The organism is Rhizobium sp. G21, from assembly GCF_014158035.1.
Taxonomy (GTDB): domain Bacteria; phylum Pseudomonadota; class Alphaproteobacteria; order Rhizobiales; family Rhizobiaceae; genus Rhizobium_E.
Window position 1 is genome coordinate 3,331,702 of the sequence record NZ_JACFXW010000001.1, and the last position, 20,594, is coordinate 3,352,295.

20 protein-coding genes and 2 pseudogenes are annotated in these 20,594 nt (G+C 62.7%); 14 read left to right on the forward strand and 8 right to left on the reverse strand.

Going from position 1 to position 20,594, the window contains the following annotated elements; translation table 11 throughout:
- The first annotated feature begins 109 nt into the window (after positions 1-109).
- Both H2O14_RS16640 and H2O14_RS16645 read left to right on the forward strand, forming a co-directional pair.
- Positions 110-1,690 (forward strand): sigma-54 dependent transcriptional regulator, encoded by a 1,581-nt coding sequence (locus H2O14_RS16640; protein ID WP_182828523.1) that lies wholly within the window; start codon positions 110-112, stop codon positions 1,688-1,690.
- 367 nt (positions 1,691-2,057) lie between these two features.
- Positions 2,058-3,854, forward strand: coding sequence for a DUF882 domain-containing protein (locus H2O14_RS16645; RefSeq protein WP_246697423.1), 1,797 nt, complete (start codon positions 2,058-2,060; stop codon positions 3,852-3,854).
- A 69-nt stretch (positions 3,855-3,923) separates the two neighbouring features.
- On the opposite strand, the gene H2O14_RS16650 is transcribed toward H2O14_RS16645, so the two are convergent.
- The 3 genes from H2O14_RS16650 to H2O14_RS16660 form a co-directional block, all read right to left on the reverse strand.
- Positions 3,924-4,187 carry a DUF2312 domain-containing protein gene (locus H2O14_RS16650; protein WP_137154864.1) on the reverse strand — a complete coding sequence of 88 codons (264 nt, stop codon included), beginning with the start codon at positions 4,185-4,187 and terminating at the stop codon, positions 3,924-3,926.
- 90 nt (positions 4,188-4,277) lie between these two features.
- Positions 4,278-4,583, reverse strand: coding sequence for a DUF1244 domain-containing protein (locus tag H2O14_RS16655; RefSeq protein ID WP_182828524.1), 306 nt, complete (start codon positions 4,581-4,583; stop codon positions 4,278-4,280).
- Between the two features lie 10 nt (positions 4,584-4,593).
- The gene (locus tag H2O14_RS16660; protein WP_182828525.1) at positions 4,594-5,388 is read right to left on the reverse strand and encodes an N-formylglutamate amidohydrolase; all 795 of its coding nucleotides are present in this window, start codon (positions 5,386-5,388) and stop codon (positions 4,594-4,596) included.
- 370 nt (positions 5,389-5,758) lie between these two features.
- Between H2O14_RS16660 and H2O14_RS16665 the strand changes: the two genes are divergently transcribed.
- Both H2O14_RS16665 and pyk read left to right on the forward strand, forming a co-directional pair.
- The gene (locus H2O14_RS16665) at positions 5,759-6,187 is read left to right on the forward strand and encodes a DUF1036 domain-containing protein (RefSeq protein WP_182828526.1); all 429 of its coding nucleotides are present in this window, start codon (positions 5,759-5,761) and stop codon (positions 6,185-6,187) included.
- A pseudogene (pyk, locus tag H2O14_RS16670) lies at positions 6,187-7,625 on the forward strand (pyruvate kinase). Before H2O14_RS16665 ends, pyk begins: the two are co-directional and overlap by 1 nt.
- Here pyk and H2O14_RS16675 read toward each other — a convergent pair.
- The 4 genes from H2O14_RS16675 to H2O14_RS16690 all read right to left on the reverse strand — a co-directional run bounded on the left by H2O14_RS16675 (position 7,626) and on the right by H2O14_RS16690 (position 10,243).
- Positions 7,626-8,645: an alpha/beta fold hydrolase gene (locus H2O14_RS16675; RefSeq protein WP_182828527.1), complete on the reverse strand. Its 1,020-nt coding sequence runs from the start codon at positions 8,643-8,645 to the stop codon at positions 7,626-7,628.
- Positions 8,646-8,711: 66 nt separating this feature from the next.
- Complete coding sequence (locus H2O14_RS16680; protein WP_210275466.1) at positions 8,712-9,326, reverse strand: hypothetical protein; 615 nt, start codon at positions 9,324-9,326, stop codon at positions 8,712-8,714.
- A gap of 50 nt (positions 9,327-9,376) precedes the next feature.
- Positions 9,377-9,502 carry a type B 50S ribosomal protein L36 gene (ykgO, locus tag H2O14_RS16685; RefSeq protein ID WP_025557146.1) on the reverse strand — a complete coding sequence of 42 codons (126 nt, stop codon included), beginning with the start codon at positions 9,500-9,502 and terminating at the stop codon, positions 9,377-9,379.
- Positions 9,503-9,724: 222 nt separating this feature from the next.
- Positions 9,725-10,243 (reverse strand): DUF1465 family protein, encoded by a 519-nt coding sequence (locus H2O14_RS16690; protein WP_182828528.1) that lies wholly within the window; start codon positions 10,241-10,243, stop codon positions 9,725-9,727.
- Between the two features lie 557 nt (positions 10,244-10,800).
- Between H2O14_RS16690 and H2O14_RS16695 the strand changes: the two genes are divergently transcribed.
- Positions 10,801-11,793 (forward strand): flagellar motor protein MotA, encoded by a 993-nt coding sequence (locus H2O14_RS16695; protein WP_182829414.1) that lies wholly within the window; start codon positions 10,801-10,803, stop codon positions 11,791-11,793.
- Between the two features lies 1 nt (position 11,794).
- The gene (locus H2O14_RS16700; RefSeq protein WP_182828529.1) at positions 11,795-12,823 is read left to right on the forward strand and encodes a peptidoglycan -binding protein; all 1,029 of its coding nucleotides are present in this window, start codon (positions 11,795-11,797) and stop codon (positions 12,821-12,823) included.
- On the opposite strand, the gene H2O14_RS16705 is transcribed toward H2O14_RS16700, so the two are convergent.
- Positions 12,824-12,979: a hypothetical protein gene (locus tag H2O14_RS16705; RefSeq protein WP_182828530.1), complete on the reverse strand. Its 156-nt coding sequence runs from the start codon at positions 12,977-12,979 to the stop codon at positions 12,824-12,826.
- 193 nt (positions 12,980-13,172) lie between these two features.
- On the opposite strand from H2O14_RS16705, the gene H2O14_RS16710 reads away from it, so the two are divergent.
- The 8 genes and pseudogenes from H2O14_RS16710 to H2O14_RS16745 all read left to right on the forward strand — a co-directional run bounded on the left by H2O14_RS16710 (position 13,173) and on the right by H2O14_RS16745 (position 20,438).
- Positions 13,173-14,513 carry an MFS transporter gene (locus H2O14_RS16710; protein ID WP_246697425.1) on the forward strand — a complete coding sequence of 447 codons (1,341 nt, stop codon included), beginning with the start codon at positions 13,173-13,175 and terminating at the stop codon, positions 14,511-14,513.
- Positions 14,467-14,658: a DUF1192 domain-containing protein gene (locus H2O14_RS16715; protein ID WP_182828531.1), complete on the forward strand. Its 192-nt coding sequence runs from the start codon at positions 14,467-14,469 to the stop codon at positions 14,656-14,658. The genes H2O14_RS16710 and H2O14_RS16715 overlap by 47 nt, the downstream gene beginning before the upstream one ends.
- A 9-nt stretch (positions 14,659-14,667) precedes the next feature.
- Positions 14,668-15,336, forward strand: coding sequence for a DUF1345 domain-containing protein (locus tag H2O14_RS16720; protein WP_182828532.1), 669 nt, complete (start codon positions 14,668-14,670; stop codon positions 15,334-15,336).
- A 92-nt stretch (positions 15,337-15,428) separates the two neighbouring features.
- Positions 15,429-16,013, forward strand: coding sequence for a 5-formyltetrahydrofolate cyclo-ligase (locus H2O14_RS16725; protein ID WP_182828533.1), 585 nt, complete (start codon positions 15,429-15,431; stop codon positions 16,011-16,013).
- The gene (locus H2O14_RS16730; protein WP_137154875.1) at positions 16,014-16,838 is read left to right on the forward strand and encodes a YmdB family metallophosphoesterase; all 825 of its coding nucleotides are present in this window, start codon (positions 16,014-16,016) and stop codon (positions 16,836-16,838) included. It abuts the gene before it with no gap.
- Between the two features lie 106 nt (positions 16,839-16,944).
- Positions 16,945-18,666 carry a hypothetical protein gene (locus tag H2O14_RS16735; RefSeq protein ID WP_182828534.1) on the forward strand — a complete coding sequence of 574 codons (1,722 nt, stop codon included), beginning with the start codon at positions 16,945-16,947 and terminating at the stop codon, positions 18,664-18,666.
- Between the two features lie 97 nt (positions 18,667-18,763).
- Entirely contained in the window at positions 18,764-19,591 is an 828-nt protein-coding gene (locus H2O14_RS16740; RefSeq protein WP_182828535.1) for an MBL fold metallo-hydrolase, read from the forward strand.
- Between the two features lie 98 nt (positions 19,592-19,689).
- Positions 19,690-20,438, forward strand: a pseudogene (locus tag H2O14_RS16745) (YebC/PmpR family DNA-binding transcriptional regulator).
- The last annotated feature ends 156 nt before the right edge of the window (positions 20,439-20,594 follow it).

A 20,594-nucleotide genomic window follows, 5' to 3' on the forward strand; every position in this document is an offset into this window, starting at 1 on the left:
TATCTGTTTGCCGTCCTGATCGGTAAAATGCAAGCATTTCTCAAAACGGGATTTTCAAGGCTGTTCGTCATGTTGTGTCCATGAACGGAAATAACAGGGGGAAAAGCCCGTGAACACGCATATTCTTGTGATCGATGACGATCCCGTGCAACGTCGGCTTCTCAAGAACGCCGTCGAACGCATCGGGCATACCCCGCATCTCGCCGAGAATGGCAAGATGGGTCTGGAATCGCTCGAGCGCCACGGCGACAAGATCAGCGTGATCATTCTCGACCTGATGATGCCGGAAATGAACGGCATCGCTTTCCTCAACGCGCTGCATGAAAAAGGCGTCGATATTCCCGTCATCGTCCAGACCGGGCAGGGCGGCATCGACACGGTGGTCATGGCCATGCGGGCCGGAGCTTTCGACTTCGTTGTCAAGCCGGTCAGTCCCGAGCGCATCGGTTCGGCCATCAACAATGCGCTGAAGGTGGACCGCACCAGCCAATCGCGCAACCCGGCGCGTTCGCGCAGCGGCGCGGTGCGCTTCACCGACATCGTCGCCGTCAGCCCGGCCATGGCCCGCGTCATGGAACTGGCGCGGCGCGCAGCGCAATCAGACATCCCGGTCGTTCTGGAAGGCGAATCCGGCGTCGGCAAGGAGATGGTCGCTCGCGCCATCCAGGCGGCCAGCGATCGCTCGGGAAAACCGTTCATCACCGTCAATTGCGGCGCCATTCCGCACAATCTGGTCGAGAGCATTCTGTTCGGCCATGAAAAGGGAGCCTTTACGGGCGCGACCGAAAAGCATGCCGGCAAGTTCATCGAGGCCGATGGCGGCACGCTGTTCCTCGACGAAATCGGCGAACTGCCGCTCGACGTCCAGGTCAAACTGCTGCGCGCCATCCAGAATGGTGAGATCGAGACGATCGGCGCCCGTCGTCCGCAGAAGGTCGACGTCAGGCTGATCTCGGCCACCAACAAGGATCTGATCGCCGCCGTGAAGGCCGGGGAGTTCCGCGAAGATCTCTACTACCGCCTCAATGTCTTCCCGATCACCATCCCGGCTCTGCGCCGGCGCAAGGAAGATATTCCGGTCCTCGCCCGCGCTTTCGTCGAACGTTTCTCGGCGGCGCAGAAGCTCGATGTCGTTCCGGAACTGACGCCTGCCGCCATGGCGCTGCTCACCGCCTTCGACTGGCCCGGCAATATAAGGCAGCTGGAGAATTCGATCTTCCGCGCCGTGGTGCTCGCCCGCGGCCCTCAGTTGGGCGTCGAAGACTTCACCCAGATCGCCGCGCAGATTCCCGGCTATATCAATGAAAGCGGCGAGAGCATCTTCGCCGGATCCCGCGACGTGCTGGCGGCGCCCTCACTCGCCGGCGCGGAGCCGCCGGCCGGTCTCCCCGTCTTCACGCGCCCGGCGGCGGAGGCTGTCTATCGCGCCGAGGCGGCGCGCGCCGTGGTGCACAGCCCGCTCACCGAGGGCATTCTATCGGCGATCGGCAGGGATGGCGGAGTGCGCACCATCGCCTCCGTCGAGGAAGAGCTGATCCGCTTCGCGCTGCGCTTCTACCGGGGGCAGATGAGCGAAGTCGCCCGGCGGCTCGGCATCGGCCGGTCCACGCTTTACAGGAAGCTCAAGGACTACGGCATCGATCCCGACGATCCGCTGAAGCAGCTGACGTTGGAGAATGTCGCCGGCTGAAAACGCTCCGGCTGACGAGCAAGGCCCGCCGTGTCCCTCACGCGGCGGGCCTTGCTCGTCAGCGCGCATCACCGAAAATGCGCGCCGGTTGACGCCGATCATGGCGGGCCGCGCCAGTTCGGAGCAAGCAGGGACCGTCAGGTTGGATATTGAAACGCTTGGCTGATTCGTTAAAAAAGACTGGAAAAAAACGCGAAAGCTGCGATAAAGCCTGCGATTGTTAAAAAACCTGATTGGCGTTTAGCCGGTGTTAGTGCATCGTTCACTATAACTTCGGACGGGACGTCAAAACGCGATTGCCATCGTCTAACCTTAATTGACCATTATTGGAAATAAGGGTAGCGGCGGCCAGTGTACGGGGATCGAGTTGCATCACGAGGTTGATACCAAGAGCCGGGCAGCCGGCGCTGTTCGTCGCATCGCGAAAGCGGTCGGCGCGGCGCGCGTGGGCCTTCGGGCCGTGCTCCCGGCGGTTTTGTTCGCTTTCGTCGCCCTGCAGGGCGAGCCGGCCTCCGCCGCGCAGACGCGGGCTTTGAAGATCTACCACGTCCATTCCCGCGAAAAAGCGATCATCGTCTTCAAGCGCAACGGTCGCTATGACGCGGCCGGTCTGAAGAAGCTGAATAACATCCTGCGAGACTGGCGCCGCAACGAACCGACGCGGATGGATCCGCGCCTGTTCGACCTGATCTGGGAAGTCTACCAGAAATCCGGCTCGCGCGATTACATCAACGTCATCGGCGGCTACCGTGCGCCCGAGACCAACGCCATGTTGCGCTCTCGCACCAAAGGTGTGGCCGAACGCAGCCAGCATGTGCTGGGCAAGGCGATGGACTTTTATATTCCGGACGTCTCGCTGCGAAAGCTGCGCGAAATCGGCATGAAATTTCAGGTCGGCGGCGTCGGCTTCTACCCGACGTCCGGCTCGCCATTCGTGCATATGGACGTCGGCGGCGTTCGCTCCTGGCCGCGCATGCCGCGCCGCGAATTGTCGCGCCTGTTCCCCGATGGTCGCACGTTGCACAAGCCTGCCGAAGGCGGAGTGATGCCGGGCTATGCGTCGGCGCTCGCCGACTACAAGCGCCGCGTCGGCTCCGACGCCATTCTCGTGGCGGGCGGCGGCTCCAACAATTCCGACCGAGACACCACCAAGCGCAAGAGCCTGCTGGCCGCGCTGTTCGGCGGCGGCGACGAGGACGAGAGCGACATCGCGGACGCCGAAGTCCAGGTCGCGGCCGCGCCGGCCAAGAAATCCAAGCCGGAGACCCAGCAGGCCGTATTGACGGCCGCCGTCGAGCCCGAGGACAAGCCGATCAATGCGCCGGTTCCCTCATTGCGCCCGGCTGAACCCGTCCAGCCCGCCATCGAGACCGCGCTCTTGTCGACCCGCCGCAATCCGGCGGAGGAGGCCATGCAGGCGGCTCTGACGCCGAAGCCCGAAGATCAGCCCGAATTCATCGATCTCGCCAAGGTGCATGTGCCTGCCCCGAGCCTGCTCGGCGAGCGTAAGCAGCCAGGCGACGGCCAGGGCGAGACCCAGCCCGCGATGTTGACGGCGTCTCTCGATCCGGCCACGGCCGCGCTGCTGACATCGGTTCCCGTGCCCGGCGCGCGTCCCGGAGAGCAGCAGGCGGATGCCGGCAAGGACGACGAGATCACGATTCCCGCCGGCGACGTGAAGCCTGAAGAAATCGCAGCGCTCGCCGCGCAGTCCAGCGCCATTCCCTCAACGGAATCGACCGACGAGGACGAGGTGGCCGGCATCATCGACAGCATCGACGAACCTGCTCGCGGTCAGGAAAAGCTCGCAGAACTGGCTTCCTTGGACGTAACGCCTGAAGCCGCCACGCGTTCCTTCGAACCTGCTGCAAGTCAGGCCGCCAAGCCCGTCGCCAAGCCGCTGCAAAAGAAGCAGGTCGAAAAGAAGACGTCCGGCCCGGAGTTGACGGGCAATATGATCGCCAAATGGGCGCTGAGCAAAGGCCGCGTGGCCGACGTCACGAAGCCGGTCAAGGCGCCGCGTTTCGTGAGCAAGACCATGCGCGTGCAGCCGACGGAAATTTACGCCGACGGGTTCACGCAATCGGCCCGGATCGATCCGGCGCGCTTTTCGGGATCCGCCGTGAATTTCATTCCGGTGAAGAAGTTCCCAAATATGAATTGACGCCCGTCGTCGAGACATGAAAAAACCGCCGGCGACGGCGGTTTTTTTATATGCGTCGATCTGCGTCGATCACTCGTCCGGCGGACCTTCGATCATGCCGAGCGCCATCAGATAGGTCTCGAGGATCGCTTCCTGCTCCATGCGCTCATCCTTGTCCTGCTTGCGGATCTGGATGACTTTCTTCAGGATCTTGGTGTCGAAGCCCGTGCTCTTGGCTTCGCCATAGACGTCCTTGATGTCGTCGGCGATCGTCTTCTTTTCTTCTTCCAGCCGTTCGATGCGCTCGATGAAAGATCTGAGCTGATCGCGGGCCACGCCATGCGCGTCGGACATATGCCTGCTCCTTCTGATTCCTGTTCTCAATCCGGGCCGATGACCTGCAGCGAAAGGCCGGCGAGGTCAAGCGGAATCGCGGGGAGGCGTCTATTCCTTCGGGCGGTTCATTTCGAAGGAGGCCTTCTGCGCCTCACTCGCCTCGCGCTGGTTCAGCCGTTTCCAGTCTTCATAGGGCATGCCGTAGATCGCTTCGCGCGACTGGTCCTTGGTCAGCGGCAGGTTGGCCTGTTCTGCGGCGTCGAGATACCAGTTGGCCAAGCAGTTGCGGCAGAAGCCCGCCAGATTCATCAGGTCGATATTCTGCGTGTCCGGCCGGTTGCGCAAATGGCTGACCAGCCGCCGGAAGGCCGCGGCTTCCAACCGGGTGACGTCGTCCTCGCTCAGTGCGCTCATGGCAGTCTCCTCAAGCCCAGATGCGGTCGGTCCGCGATGGAAAGATTTCGATGCGATGCAGGTCCGGTTCATCGTTCAGCGCCGTAAACACGGGCGTGAGCCTGTCGACCCAGAGCGCCACGCCGTCGTCCGTGGCGATCTCGTCCTGGCGGACTTCGAGCAGCGCATGCGGACGTCCTGCGACTGTGCAGTGACGATGCATCGTGTCGCCGCGCAAGGCGCCGTCATAGGGCTCGTTGTCGCCCACGATGACGCCGTCGATGTCGCGCAATGCCGAAATCAGCCGCATGGCGGCGCGGGGATCGGAATCCCACAGCACGGCGGCCTGCCAGGGCCGCGCCACGCCCTTCCAGTGCGGCGTGTAGGAATGCAGCGACAGAACGAGCGCGGCCCGCCCGGAGGCTCGCTCGGTTTCCGCGATTACCTCGCTCACCGCCTGATGATAGGGCCGGTGAAAGCGTTCGATGCGGACGCGCTGCTCTTCCGCGCTCAGCGGATGATTGGCGGGAATGATCGCGCCGTCGGAAATGCGCATGATCAGGGTCGGGTCGTCTTCGCCGCGATTGGGGTCGATCAGCAGGCGCGAAAAGCGGCTCATCACCGCCGGCGCGCCCAGCCGGGCCGAGAGGCTGCGCGTCAGCGCCTCCACGCCGATGTCATAGGCGATGTGCCGTTCGAAGGCCTCGGGCGGCAGGCCGAGCGATCCATAATCCGCCGGCAGGCGGTTGGTGGCGTGGTCGGCGAGCAGGACGAGCCCGCAAGCGGGGTCGCCAGGCAGAATTTCATAAGCGTGATTCAAGGACATCGACATAATTTTTCACGTTTTTGCTGTCTTGTCATGCCGGCCTGGCGGTTTCAAGGCGGTCCGTGTTGAGACTTTGTTCAAGGCCTAATAGTATCGGAATCAAGCGCCTGACCCGGTTTGTCCCCGCATGCGGCGGGAGTTTGCATAATGCGAGCCTCCGCTGATGAGAATGTCAGGCTTTTGGACCGATATAATCGATTGAATTTTGCGTTGACAATCCTGTGCCGCCAACGCACAAGGGCAATCAGCAGGTGGGAGCCAGCTCTACGTCATGCTCGTGAATTACATCCTCCGTATGGTGGCGCCGAATCGCCGCGCAGTCGTTCGCTCGTCAGTCGATCCTCGATCGGCGTCCCGGCGTTCGTTCGCGATGTTGGCTGCGCCCTTGGCCATCGGTTTCGGCGCGGCCTTCGCGGCGCCCGGCGTTGCAAAGGCGGAATTCCGCGTCTGCAACGCGACACAGAACCTCGTCGGCGTGGCCATCGGCTATCGCGCCAAGGATGGATGGATTTCCGAAGGATGGTGGCAAATCCCCGCAACCACATGCGCCACCCTCATCGAGGGCAAACTGCAGAGTCGGTTCTATTATCTCTATGCGGAAGACGCCACGCGCGGCGGCCGCTGGACCGGCAATGTCAACATGTGCGTGGCGGAGAACGAGTTCAAGATCACCGGCGTCCAGGATTGCTATGCCCGCGGCTACCAGCAATTCGGATTCAAGGAATATGACACGGGGCGGCAGGGAAGCTGGATGGTTCAGCTCACCGACACGCCCGCAGCACAAGAAAGTCAGAATTGATGAAGCGGAACAGGAAAGTCAAAATCCTCGCCACACTCGGCCCTGCCTCCAGCGAAGAGGCGATGATCGAGAAGTTGCATGAGGCCGGAGCGGACCTGTTCCGCATCAATATGAGCCATGCCAGCCATGATCTGATGCGGACGCTGATCAGCCGCATCCGCGCCGTCGAGGCCCGTTCGGGTCGTCCGATCGGCATTCTCGCCGATTTGCAGGGGCCGAAGCTCCGCGTCGGCAAATTCGCCAACGGCCCCGTCGATCTGACCCCGGCCAGATCTTCACCTTCGACAACAATCCCGAGCCCGGCGACGCCACCCGCGTCAACCTTCCGCATCCGGAAATTCTGGAAGCCGTCAAGCCCGGCCATCGCCTGCTGATCGACGACGGCAAGCTGCATCTGGTCGCCGAAGAATGCGATGGAACCAAGATCGTCGCCAAGGTCGTCGCCGGCACCCGTATCTCCGACAAGAAGGGCGTCAGCCTGCCCGACACGCTGCTCGGCATCGGCGCGCTGACCGAAAAGGACCGCGTCGACCTCGAAGCCGTGCTCGCCACCGGCAGCGTCGACTGGGTGGCGCTGTCCTTCGTGCAGCGCCCGGAAGACCTCGCCGAAGTGCGCAAGATCTCCAAGGGCCGCGTGGGCCTGATGTCGAAGATCGAAAAGCCGCAGGCGATCGAGCGCATTGACGAGATCATCGAAATGTCCGACGCGCTGATGGTGGCCCGCGGCGATCTGGGCGTGGAAATGCCGCTCGAAGCCGTTCCGGGCCTGCAGAAGCAACTCACCCGCGCCTGCCGCAAGGTCGGCAAGCCCGTCGTCGTCGCCACCCAGATGCTGGAATCGATGATCACCGCGCCGGTGCCGACCCGCGCCGAAGTCTCCGACGTCGCCACCGCCGTCTTCGAAGGCGCGGACGCGATCATGCTGTCGGCAGAATCGGCGTCGGGCCAGTATCCGATCGAAGCCGTCCGGACCATGGCGTCGATCGCCAGCACGGTCGAGAAGGACCCTTATTATTCCAACATCATCCACGCCCAGCGCCCCAAGCCTGAGCCGACCGGCGCTGACGCCATCTCGCTGGCGTCGCGCGAAATCGCCGAGACGCTGAAGCTGACGGCCATCGTCTGCTATACGGGCTCGGGCAACACCGGTCTCCGCGCCGCCCGCGAGCGTCCCACCGTGCCGGTTCTGGCGCTGTCGCCGATCATCGAGACGGCGCGCCGCCTGTCGGTCGTCTGGGGCCTGCATTGCGTGGTGACCGAAGACGCTTCCGACCTCGACGACATGGTCAATCGCGCCTGCCGCATCGTCCATGCCGAAGGCTTCGGCAAGCCGGGCGACCGCGTCATCATCACGGCGGGCGTTCCGCTCGGCACGCCGGGCGCGACCAACATGCTGCGCATCGCCTATATCGGCTCGGACGGCCAGAGCGGCGTCTGATCAGGGTTTTGGCGCGATCCGCGCCTCGACCTCACGCACGATGCTGTCGAGATCGCGGGGCTTTCCCGCGATCTTTTCTATTGCGGCGATCGCCAGATCGGTGGCGATGTAATCGGGCTTATGGCCGAGATTGCGCACCCAATAGAGCTCCGAATTCGGCAGGTCGCGTTTCAGCCCGCGCGAATGGATTTCTTCGAGCACGATATCGTCGCTGTCGCCGGTGATCACGATCGCCGGCGCGGTGATCTCCTTGTAGCGCGGCTGAACGTCTTTCACATAGGCGAGCAGGCTTGCGACGTCGCGGGCGTTGTCGCAAAAGTTCATGGGACGCAGCACAAGCGGGATCGCCGCTCTGTCGAGATAGCCGGCGGGCACGGGATTGGGCGCGAAGACGTGCTCGACGCCCTTGTTCATCTGCATCAGCCCGGCCGGCAGCGCGATCGTGCTGCAAAACAGGGCGCCGACCACCGGCGTGTTGGCGAGATCGTAATACCAGTCCACACCGCCCGGCCAGGGATGCGTCGCGGGCGACAGGAACACAAGGCCCTGCATCATATCGGGATGTCGCAACGCGAAACTGGCCGCCGTCGCCCCGCCGAATGAATGACCGATGACGATGGCGCGGGACATACCCTTCTTGCGCATCAGCGTCGCGATCGCATCCGCCTGTCCGGCCGGCGTGAGGTTCTCAGGCCCGCCGCGTTCGGAATAGCCATGGCCGGGCCGGTCGACGAACAGCATCTCGGCGCGGGTCTTGAGCGGTTCGAAAAAGGCGCCCCAGGGATCACGCAGATTGCCGCTCGCGCCATGGATGAACACCAGCGGCGGCAAGTCTGCGCCTTCCGGTCTCGGCCAGTGCAGGCTGTTCATGCTGAAGCCGCCGACATCGGTCAATGCGCCAATATTGGGATAGCGCGCGGCGATGCGCGCCGCTTCCCAACGGCTGAAGGCGTAGGCGAGGGCGGCGAGGGCGACAACCGCCGTGAGAATGGCGGCGAGACATTTGGCGAAGACGATCATGACGGCCGGCGGGTGAAGGACTGGAAATGGGCTCGGCAGATAATACGCACGAACGGCCGGGAGGTTTCAGGTGCGCTGGCCGTCGATCTTGATCATCAGGTCGATTGCGCGTTTCTGGGCGTCGCGGTCGGCGGGGTACCGGTCGAGATAGGCCTCGAGCGCTTCAAACGCCTGTTGGTCTCGTCCGGATTGCGCGAGAATCGCGGCGAGACCCGACAAGGCGCCGAGATGCCGGGGCTCGAGCTTCAGCACATGCGCCGTGTCGGCCATGGCTTTGGGGAAATTGCCCATCTGGTAATGCAGCGTGGCGCGGGCGTTCCATCCTCCCGCATAGTCGGGGGCGAGCAGGGTGACCTGGTCGAGGAAATCGAGCGCCGCGCCGAAACGCTTTTCCTCGCTCGCTTTTCGGGCGTTTTCCATCAGCATGTCGACGGTGGCGCTGCCGGACTCCGTCAGGCCGTTGGCGATACGATCGGCGATCAGCCGGGCCGCCTGCGGATTGCGCTCTTTCTTGAGCTGGACGAACAGCATGTCCAGTTCCTCGTCCGGCGGCGTCAGTGGCGGAATCTTCCGCTCGACGATGCGTTCGGGAACCGGCGTCCCCGTCTTCGCCTCGGCGGCCAGAAGAGGAGATGTCACGGCGAGCGATAGGGCAAATACAAAAAAGCGCATGGCGGGCATGGTAACCCGCCAGCGCCAATTCGCCAACAAAAAAACTGAAGCCGGGCTGATCAGCCCTGGCGCGCCTTGTAGCGCGGGTTCAGCTTGTTGATGATGTAGATCCGGCCCTTGCGGCGGACCAGACGGTTTTCACGATGACGTGCCTTGAGCGCTTTCAGCGAATTCTTGATCTTCATTGTACTGATCCGGACCTGTTTGCCGGTCGCCCGGCGTGACTGACAATTCAAAGGCGCGCCATTCACCGAAGGGCGCGCCCGAAGTTGGGAGGCATGTAACGGGAGACTCTATTTCTGTCAACCGCACCGGCTGCTTTTTCAACGTTTCAGCCTGTTTTCCCAATCAAAAAGCCGGCCCACGGGCCGGCTTCCAATCATGCGTGCGCCTGAAGCGCGGGCGGTTTACTGGCCGCCGAACGCGGTCTTCAGCAGCGACAACTGCGCCTGAACCGAATTCTGATTGTTGGCTTCGATCGCCGGGGTTTCCGCCGGACGATAGATTTCGCGATCGAGGACCGAGACGCGATTCTGCAGGCGCACGGAACGGTCGACCAGATCGCGGAACGCTTCCGGCAGGTCGCTCCAGCCCGGCGCGTTGCGGTCGACGTTGAACGAGTCCAGGCGCACCTTCTTCTTTTCGGAGACGACTTGCTCGCGCGTCATTTCGCCATTGTTGATCGCCCGCTGCAAGAGCAGCCAGGAGGCGACCTGCATGAGACGGGTGGTCAGGCGCATCGATTCGGCGGCGTAGAGGACCGAGGACATGCGCGGCAGGCTCTTTGAAGCCAGGCGGCCTGCGCCGTCGAGATAGCCCGCCGTCTCTTCGACCAGCGCCATGCCTTCGGCATAGAGCGCCTTGAACTGTGAAGACGAAGCGACGTGGCCGGCAAAACTGATGGTGTTGGCGCCCGATTCAAGCATTGTCGTTTCCTGTTTACGCATGACTACACTAACGATCCGTCTGAGCATTAAGATCCATCTGGGTCGCTGTTCTTAACAGGATCATGCCGCCAGTCCCGGCTTTTCGCAACATGATTCTTAAGGAAGGGTTAATCTCCACAACTTGACTCGAAAGTGGTGGAACTCCCGAGCTTCCGCTCTCCGCGCGCCAGCCGGAAAACGGCCAAAAAAGAGCCGCGAAAAGCGGCTCTCAAGGTAAAACAGGGAGAAAAATCAGACCACTTCTCGAAACGAGACCGCCTGAATCCAGAAGCTCTGGATAACAACAGCTATACGCCGGGAAGGTTAACAAACAGTATAAATCCGGCTTTCTGACGTAGCGGCAAGTCGAAATGGAACAGCGCGTCGCGGGGGCGACGGGTCGCGCTCTCCGTTGCGTCGCGCCGGTGGACAGCATGGGATTCACCGTCTGCTTGCCTCTTCAATTCGGCGCAATTCTCATTTAGTTTCCAACCGTCATTTGCAGGAGTGGACAGGTTCATGGCCGGTGCGGGTTTTTTCGGGGGCGACCAAGGCGAATCGGCGGGGGGAGCGGTCTCTACGGGCGCAAGCTTTCGAGCCCGATGTCCTATTTCTGGACGATGGTGGTGTTTCTCATACTGGTCGGCTTCGCCGGCGCCATTCTCTTCCGACAGGCGCATGCCGCCTTTTCGGCCAATCCGGGCCTCAACGGCCTGATTCTCGGCGTGGCGCTGATCGGCATCCTGCTCGCCTTCAATCATGTGCTGTCGCTCAGGCCCGAGGTGCGATGGTTCAACTCCTTCCGCGCGGCCGGCAGCGCCGAGAAAGTCGGGCGCGATCCGGTCATGCTCGCGCCGATGCGGGCGCTGATGGGGTCGTCCAACACCGGCGCCATTTCGACCGCGGCGCTGCGCTCCATCCTCGATTCCATCGCAACGCGTCTCGACGACACGCGCGACACCACCCGCTATCTCACCGGATTGCTGGTGTTCCTTGGTCTTCTCGGCACCTTCTGGGGTCTGCTCGGCACGATCGGCTCGATCAATTCGGTCATCCAGGGGCTGGATCCCGGCACAAATGAGAGCGCCGACATTCTCAATACGCTGAAGCAGGGCCTGTCGGCGCCGTTGCAGGGCATGGGCACGGCGTTTTCCTCGTCGCTCTTCGGCCTCTCCGGCTCGCTGATCCTCGGCTTTCTCGACCTGCAGGCCGGTCGGGCGCAGAACCGCTTCTACAACGAACTGGAGAACTGGCTGTCTTCGGTCACCGACGTCTCCTCCGATTTCGCTCCGGTCATCGAGGCGGGCACGGGCTCGACCGAGGAGTTGAAGTCGCTTTCGGAGCAACTGGTGCGCATCACCCAGGAAGGCGGCGGCAATCAGCGCTCCACCGCCGCCATGGCCAGCCTCGCCGAGGGTATCCAGGGTCTGGTGCGCAACATGCGCACCGAGCAGCAGATGCTGCGCGACTGGATCGAGGCGCAGCAGGAGGAGGCCAAGGCGCTCCGGCGCACGCTCGACAAACTGACCGAAAAATTCGAGGACAAGTGAGATGGCCTTGCGGCGTCGCGGCGGCCAGCGCAGCATCGATTACTGGCCGGGTTTCGTGGATGCGCTCTCCACGCTGCTCATGGCCATCATGTTCCTTCTCACGGTCTTCGTGCTCGGCCAGTTCATCCTGAGCCGCGAAATCACCGGCAAGGACGAGGTGCTGGATCGGCTCAACAGCCAGATCAACGAACTCACCCAGCTGCTCGCGCTCGAAAAAGGCAGCAAGCAGGATGTCGAGGACAGTCTCGCCAATATCCAGGCCCAACTCGCCGACGCGGAGAGCGAGAAGTCGCGGCTGCAGCAGTTGCTGGATCAGGGCGCCGGCTCGTCGGCGACCGCCAACAAGCGCATCGGTGAACTCTCCGGCGAACTCGACGCCCAGAAGCAGATCAGCGAGCAGGCGCTCAATCAGGTCGAACTGCTCAACCAGCAGATCGCCGCATTGCGCTCGCAGATCGCCGCCGTCGAACAGGCGCTGCAACTGTCGGAGACGCGGGACAAGAATTCCCAGGCCAAGATCGCCGATCTCGGCCGTCGCCTGAATGTCGCGCTGGCCCAGCGTGTCCAGGAACTCAATCGCTACCGGTCCGATTTCTTCGGCCGCCTGAGGGAGATCCTTTCGGACCGCGAAAACATCCGCATCGTCGGCGACCGTTTCGTGTTCCAGTCGGAAGTGCTGTTCCCGTCGGGTGGTCCGGATCTCAATCCGGCCGGTCAGGAGGAGATGGGCAAGCTCGCGACGGCGCTGATCGAACTGACGAAAGAAATCCCGGCCGAGATCGACTGGGTGCTGCGCGTCGACGGCCATACCGACAACGTGCCGCTTACCGGCTCGGGTCGCTATCGCGACAATTGGGAGCTTTCTTCGGCCCGCGCCACCTCGGTGGTCAAGTTCCTCATCTCCCGGGGTGTGCCGGCCAACCGGCTGGTGGCGGCGGGTTTCGGCGAATTCCAGCCGATCGCCGAGGGCGACACGCCGGAAGCGCGCTCGCAGAACCGACGCATCGAGCTCAAGCTCACCGAGAAATAATCAGTCGCGCAGGAGCGCGGTCATGCCGAGGGCTGCGAGCATCACAAGGGCGATTTTCCAGAAGTCGCGACGTCGCCGCAACCCCGGCAGGCCGAGCGGGCGGATGATGTGCAAAACCATCAGGATGACGCCGAGAAGCGGAAGAATTTTCGCCAAATCTCAAATCCTTAAAAGTTTTGCCTTAGTCTCGGCGGGATGATCCGCTTGTTTGCGGCGCATGGGCAGGTCGCGACGCCGGGGACGACGGACGAATCGCGGGCTTGTCGAAATCCATATCACCGCTCTCCGGTCTCGTCAGGCTCAGCCGCGCGGGGGAGGGGAGACGCCAATCTTGCTCAGGGGATCGACGATGCCGCAAAACCTCGTTTCCGTCATGGCGCTTCTCATCGGGACGCTGTTTCTCTATCTCGGAAACGGTCTGCACAGCCTGGTCATGCCCATGCGCGGCACGCTCGAAGGCTATTCGGAAACGGTGCTCGGCTTCTTCGGCACGTCCTGGGCGGCGGGTTTCGTGCTCGGCTGCATCTTCGCCCGTCCCCTGGTCAAGCGCATGGGCCATGTCCGCGCCTTCTCGGGTTTCATTTCGCTCATCGCCATCATCGCGCTGATGACCGGCATCACCGTCAATCCGACCTTCTGGGTCCTGTCGCGCGCCGCCACCGGCTTCGGCACCGCCGCGACCGCCATGATCATCGAAAGCTGGCTCAACGAGCGCGCCACGAACGAGAGCCGCGGCATGATCTTCTCGCTCTATATCTCGATCACGCTGATCGGGGTGGTGGGTGGTCAGATGACCGTGGCGTTCGTCGATATCCAGACGCCGATCCTGTTCATGATCGCCGGCATCTTCTATTGCGTGGCGATGATCCCGACGCTGGTGTCCAACGCGCAATCGCCGGCGCCGCTCAGCGAAATCAAGCTCGACCTCGCCGCGCTCTACCGCAATTCGCCGGTGTCCTTCATCGGCATCCTGCTGGTCGGCATCGCCAACGGCGCCTGGGGCACGCTGGGCGCGGTGTTCGGCGCCAAGGCCGGCCTGTCGTCGGGCGATATCGCGCTGATGATGACGATCACCATTTTCGCCGGAGCGGCGATGCAGATGCCGGCGGGGCGCATGTCCGACCGCATGGACCGTCGTTATGTTCTCGCCATTCTCTCCGGCATCGCCTGGCTCGCCGGCTTCCAGATCTTCGTGCTCGAGCCGCAGAATGTGCTGACGCTGCTGTTGCTGATCGGCGTCTACGGCGCGACCGCCAATGCGCTTTATCCGATCGCCGTGGCGCACGCCAACGACTTCGCCAAGCCCTCCGACTTCATGAATGTGTCCGGCGGTCTGCTGCTGCTCTACGGCGTCGGCACGGTGATCGGCCCGACGCTCGGCGGTCCGATCATGGAGCGTTTCGGACCCTATGCGCTGCTCGGCGTCACGGCGACGGCGCATGCGCTGATCACGGCCTACGCCATCATTCGCTCGCGGCTGCGCGCGCGATCCCGGTCGGCGAACGCGACAGCTATCAGAGCATTTCGTCGGGCACCCAGACCACGCCGGAAAGTCTGGCGCTCAACCCGCGTTCTCAGCTATCCTCCGCTGCAGCCGACCAGACGCCGGCCAAGCCGGACAGCGATGCAGGAGTGGAAGCCGCATGAGCCTCATCGACGACGACAAGCCCGCCCGCAAACGCGCCCATGAGATCGGCATGGACATTTCCATGCTGTCGGCCGACGAACTTCGCGCCCGCATCGCGCTGCTCGAGGAGGAGATCGCCCGGCTCGACCGCGAGATCGCCGCCAAGACGTCGAGCCGCAGCGCCGCCGAATCCCTGTTCAAATCCTGAGACGGGCCTTTGTCGCTGCCCATTCGCCTCAAGCGCCATGTCGTTCGCCGCCCGCGCTTTTATGGGGCGGCGGCCCTGGGCGTTGTGCTGCATGCCGGGCTCGTCTGGTCGACAGCCGTTAGCCCGGCCGTCAGCCTGCTCGTGTCCTGGAACGTCTCGGTTCTGCTGTTCTTGGCGCTGATCTTCGTGCTGATGCTGACCTCGGACGACGGCGACATGAAAGAGCGGGCCAAGGCGACGGACGAGGGGCGTTTTGCCGTTCTCGCCCTTTCGTTCCTGGCGGTGATTATCAGCCTGGGGGCGACCATCGCGGTGCTCTCGCAGGTCCGCCATGGCGAAGGCGCGGACGGGGCATTCCATGCGGCGCTCGCGGCCTTCACCATCGTCTCGTCCTGGATCTTCATCCATGTGATCTTCACCGAGCACTATGCGCATGAATATTATCTGTCGCTCGACCGGCGGGGGCAGGGCGGGCTAATCTTTCCCGACGAGACCGCGCCCAACTATGTCGATTTCCTCTATTTCTCCTTCACCATCGGGGTTGCGAGCCAGACGGCCGATATTTCCGTCGCGAGCCGCGCCATGCGCGCCACGGCGCTGGTCCATTCGGTGATATCCTACCTATTTAACGCCTTCATTCTGGCGCTGACCGTCAATATCGCCTCCAATCTCCTGTGAAACGCCGCCCATTCGCTCGGTTCGGGCGCGGTGACGCATTGCCCCCGCGCAAAACAAGCCTAAACGCTTCGCCCTAGAATTAGGGACCGATCATGGACTTCAGGGCGCTGAAAAACGAAATCCGGACGGGAAGGCTCGCGGCGCGCGACGCCATCGCCGAGACCGACCGCATCGAAAAGAGCCTGGCGATCGCCGATCACGCCGCTCGCGCGCTTTCCTTCGATCCCGGTCAGATCATTTCCGGCTTCTTTCCGATCCGCTCGGAAGTCGATCTCCGCCCGCTGATGCACCATCTCAAGAGCCAGGGCGCGAGGCTCTGCCTGCCCGCGGTCCTCGACCGGCAGACCATCGCCTTTCGCGAACTGGTGAATGGCGCGCCGCTGGTCAGCACCGGCTTCGGCACAACGGGTCCGGGCCCGGACGCGCCGATCGTCGATCCGGAGATCCTGCTCATGCCGCTCTCGGCTTTCGACGCCGACGGCAACCGCATCGGCTACGGCGCCGGCCATTACGATCGCGCCATCGCGCGGCTCCGCGACAAGGGCATGACGCCGCGTCTCATCGGCGTCGCCTTCGATTGCCAGCAGGTCGAGGCGGTTCCCGCCGAGGCGCATGACGTCCCGCTCGACGCCATGGTGACCGAAAGCGGCTACAGGACATTTTCGAAAGGACAGTAAATGCGGCTTCTCTTTCTCGGCGACATGGTCGGCCGCGCGGGCCGTCAGGCGGTCTGGGACCGGCTGCCCGGCCTGATCTCCGATCTCAAGCTTGATTTCGTGGTGGTGAACGGCGAAAACGCCGCCGCCGGCTTCGGCATCACCGAAGAGATCTTCCTCGACACGCTCGCCGCCGGCGCCGATGTGGTGACCACCGGCAACCATGTCTGGGATCAGCGCGAGGCGCTGGTCTTCGCCGACCGGCACGACCAGTTCATCCGCCCCGCCAATTTTCCGCCCGGCGCGCCGGGCAAGGGCTCCGGCGTGTTCATCGCCCGCAACGGCGCCCGCGTGCTGGTCTCCAACATCATGGGCCGGGTGTTCATGCATCCCGATCTCGACGATCCCTTCATGGCGGCAGAGCGCATTCTCGACGCCTGCCCGCTCGGCGAACAGGTCGATGCGGTGCTGTTCGATTTCCACGCCGAGGCGTCGAGCGAGAAGCAATGCTTCGGCCATTTCGTCGACGGCCGCGCCAGTCTGGTGGTCGGCACGCATACGCATGTGCCGACCGCCGATTGCCAGATCCTCAACGGCGGCACCGCCTATATGACCGACGCCGGCATGTGCGGGGATTACGATTCCTCGCTCGGCATGGAGAAGGAGGAACCGCTCAACCGCTTCATCACCAAGATCGCCCGCGGACGCTTCGAGCCGGCCAATGGCCCGGCGACGATCTGCGGCGTCGGCGTCGAGATCTCGGATCGCACAGGTCTCGCCGAGAAGGTCGCCCCACTCCGGATTGGCCCGCGGCTCGCCGAGACGATCCCCGCTTTCTGGGCTTGAAACGGCGTCATCCGCCTGTCGCCAGACGATAGTAAATGATTTATAAATTTCTGCCAGCTTCGGCGGAAACTTATGAATTCAAAGCCTATTGTCACGCGAGGGTTTCATGAGCAGCCAGTTTTCGTCGCATATGGTCGGTCTTCTGGCCGATGTCGTCCGCTTGAATCGCGCCGTCTATGGCAGTTCCGACTATCTGGCGGAAAAATACCGCGATCAGATGGACGCCGGCAGCGATCCCGACGCCGCTGGAAATCGAGAGGCCCTGTTCGTCTACGACGCCTATGACGCCTATCTCGCCAAGTCGGGTTTCAACACGCTGACATCGTCGGATCTCGGCTTCCCGGACAGCGAAATTTCCGCAAGCGACGAGAGCGACGGTTATGACCGGAACTTCACCTATTCGGGAGGTCTGTTTCGCAACAATTATATCGGCTCCGGCGAAGACGCCGAGGCCTTTACGGGCGCCGGCGCGGTGGCGATCGTCACCACCAAGCCGAACGACACCGGCGAAACGCTGCATCTGACCTTTCGCGGCACGGATGCGGACGGGCCCTTGGCCGATGGCGAAGCGGGCACGGGATCCGGTCAGGCGCGTTACTATCGGCAGCTTCAGGGCCTGATCGACCAGATCTACGATTATGTCGGCGATCCCGACAACAGGATCACCGAAATCGTAGTCTCCGGTCACAGCCTCGGCGGCACGGTGGCCGATCTCTTCGCAATCTATGACGGCGCCCGTTTCGCGGCTCTCGACGGCGTGAAACTGTCGGTCGTTTCCCTGGCGTCCGCCGGCATCGATCCCGCCGCGCTGGACATCCTGACGGATTACGACAGGTCGCTGGCGTCCTTCGACGAGGACGGAGCTCTGCAGCTGTCGACGCCGGACTGGTATTTCCAGTATGACCAGGCCAACGACATCGTTCGCAATCCTTCGAGCTACGACGCGGTGGCGCATGCCAAGGTCGACCCCACCCAGGCGTTGATCACCGGATTTTCCATCGCGGCGATTTCCGACCAGGCCCATTTCAACGACAACAGGCTGCAATTCGAGACGCCGTTGATCGACCAATATGCGATCTCCGCCAATCTCGACACGACATTCCTCGTCAACCACTATGCCGATCTCTACGAGTTGATCGGCACGGAATTCTCCAAGGCCTGGACCTATGCCGCCGACGTGACTTATGGCCGGTTCATTGCATTGTTCGGCGAGAGCGCGGCCTTGCGCGGCGTCAGCGGCGACAACAACGTCAACGGCTTTGGGGTCGCCGTCGACAACACCGTCAATTATGGCAAGGAGAGCGCCAATCTCTTCATTCTCGGCTTCAGCGGCGACGACGTCATCACTGGCGGCTCGGGACGGGATCTGCTCGAGGGCGGCGGCGGCGACGACACGCTGAGAGGCGGAAAGCGTGGCGACATTCTTCTCGGCGACATCGGCGGCGCGACCGGGAATGACCGCCTGTGGGGCGGCGAGGGCTCCGATACGTTCCATGCGGGCGGAGGCGACGACCGCATATGGGGCGACGTGGGCGCGGACATCTTCCACTCCGGCCGCGGCGACGACAGGATGTGGGGCGGCGGCGGCGCGGATCTGTTCGTCTTCAGCCGCCGGGACGGCAATGATGTGGTTCTGGACTTCGACGCCCAGGACAAGATCGATCTGACAGCGTTTTCCGGCATCGAGAACTGGCGTGATCTCAAGGCGCAACATATCGATCAAGACGGTCGTGACCTGGTCATCCTCGGGCGTCATGGCGAGGATACGCTGACCCTCAAGCACACGACGCTTGCAGATCTGGACCGGGCCGACGTCTTGTTTGCGTAACGCGATCGTGACTGTCGACCGTTGCCGCTTACTGGACGCCGGCTTCGACGCAGGGCATTCTCCTCGCCGATAACCTTGGTTTGAGCGAGGTGCATGAATGCTGAAATTGGCGGCGTTTGTGGTGTTGGCCGCGGCCACGGCGGCCACAGCGGCCTCGGCTCAGGACAGGCCGAGGCATTTCAGCCAGTGCCAGGCCATCGCGCAGGGCCTGCCCGGTGCGCGATACGCCGCCTATCAGGGCGAGGGGCTTCCGGTTCTCAAGGCTGCGATGACCGACCAGACTGTCAGCATCACCTTTCTCGGCCATTCCACCTTCCATATCGTCACGCCCGAAGGCGTCACCATCGCCACCGATTATTCCGGCTGGCACAGGCCCGAGGTCCCGCCGATGGTGGCGACGATGAACCATGCCCATTCCACCCACTTCACCCTGACGCCGGAGCCCGAGATCGATTACGTGCTTCACGGCTGGAGCGATACGCCCGGCGAGAAGGCGCAGCATGAAGTGATGCTGCGCGATACGTTCATCCGCAATGTCACGACGGACATCCGCCGTTATGGCGGCGAGGAGAAGGACGGCAACTCCATCTTCATCTTCGAGGTCGCCGGCCTCTGTATCGGTCATCTCGGCCATCTACATCATGAATTGTCGGAGGGTCACTATACCGAAATCGGCCGGCTCGACGTGGTCATGGTCCCTGTCGACGGCGGATTGACCATGGGCGCGGACAAGATGAGCCGCGTCGTCAAACGGCTTCGTTCGTCGCTGGTGCTGCCCATGCACCGGCGCGGGCCACCGGTCGAAACCTTCCTCGCGCTGTTCGGGCCGGACTTCGATTTTCGTTTCGCCGAGAGCGCAACCGTCGACGTCTCGCTCAATTCCCTGCCGAAAAAGCCGACGATCCTCGTGCTTCAGGGGCTTTAAGCCGGGCTATGCGCATCGCTGCCTCTTGAACGCCGTGCTCTCCGGCAATATAAGGCCGGATCCAAAAGACAATCCCAACAAAGACGGCAGGGACGCCCATGGCAGGCCATTCACAGTTCAAGAACATCATGCATCGCAAGGGGAAGCAGGATTCGATCCGTTCGAAGATGTTCTCCAAGCTCGCCCGCGAAATCACCGTGGCCGCCAAGGCCGGCCTGCCCGACCCGACCATGAACTCGCGCCTGCGCCTGGCCATCCAGAACGCCAAGGCGCAGTCCATGCCCAAGGACAATATCGACCGCGCCATCAAGAAGGCGTCGGGCGCCGATGGCGAGAATTATGACGAGGTCCGCTACGAAGGCTATGGCCCCGGCGGCATCGCCGTCATCGTCGAGGCGCTGACCGACAACCGCAACCGCACCGCCTCCAATGTCCGCTCGATCTTCACCAAGGCCGGCGGCGCATTGGGCGAAACCGGCTCGGTGTCCTTCTCCTTTGATCACGTCGGCGAAATCACCTACAAGCTCGCCGCCGGCGACGCCGACAAGGTCATGGAAGCGGCCATCGAAGCCGGCGCCGACGATGTCGTGACCGATGAAGATGGCCATACCGTCTATTGCGCCTTCGAATCTCTCGGCGAAGTCTCCAAGGCGCTCGAAGCCCTGCTCGGCGAAGCCGAAACGGTCAAGCCGATCTGGAGGGCCCAGAACAGCATTCCGTCGACGACGAAGAGCGGGCGCAATCGCTGATGAAGATGACGGACGCTCTCGAAGACGACGACGACGTCCAGAATGTCTACACCAATATGGACATTCCCGAAGACGTGATGGCCAAGCTCTCGGCTTAATTAAAGATTGGCGCCGGGTGATCTCGGCGCCATATTTGTTTGGGGGCGCTATTTCTGACAGATTGCGCCACGATTTCGATGGTGCTTCAACTCCAAAGCATAGAGTTGCTCAAGCCTCAAGCCTCAAGCCTCAAGCCTCAAGCCTCAAGCCTCAAG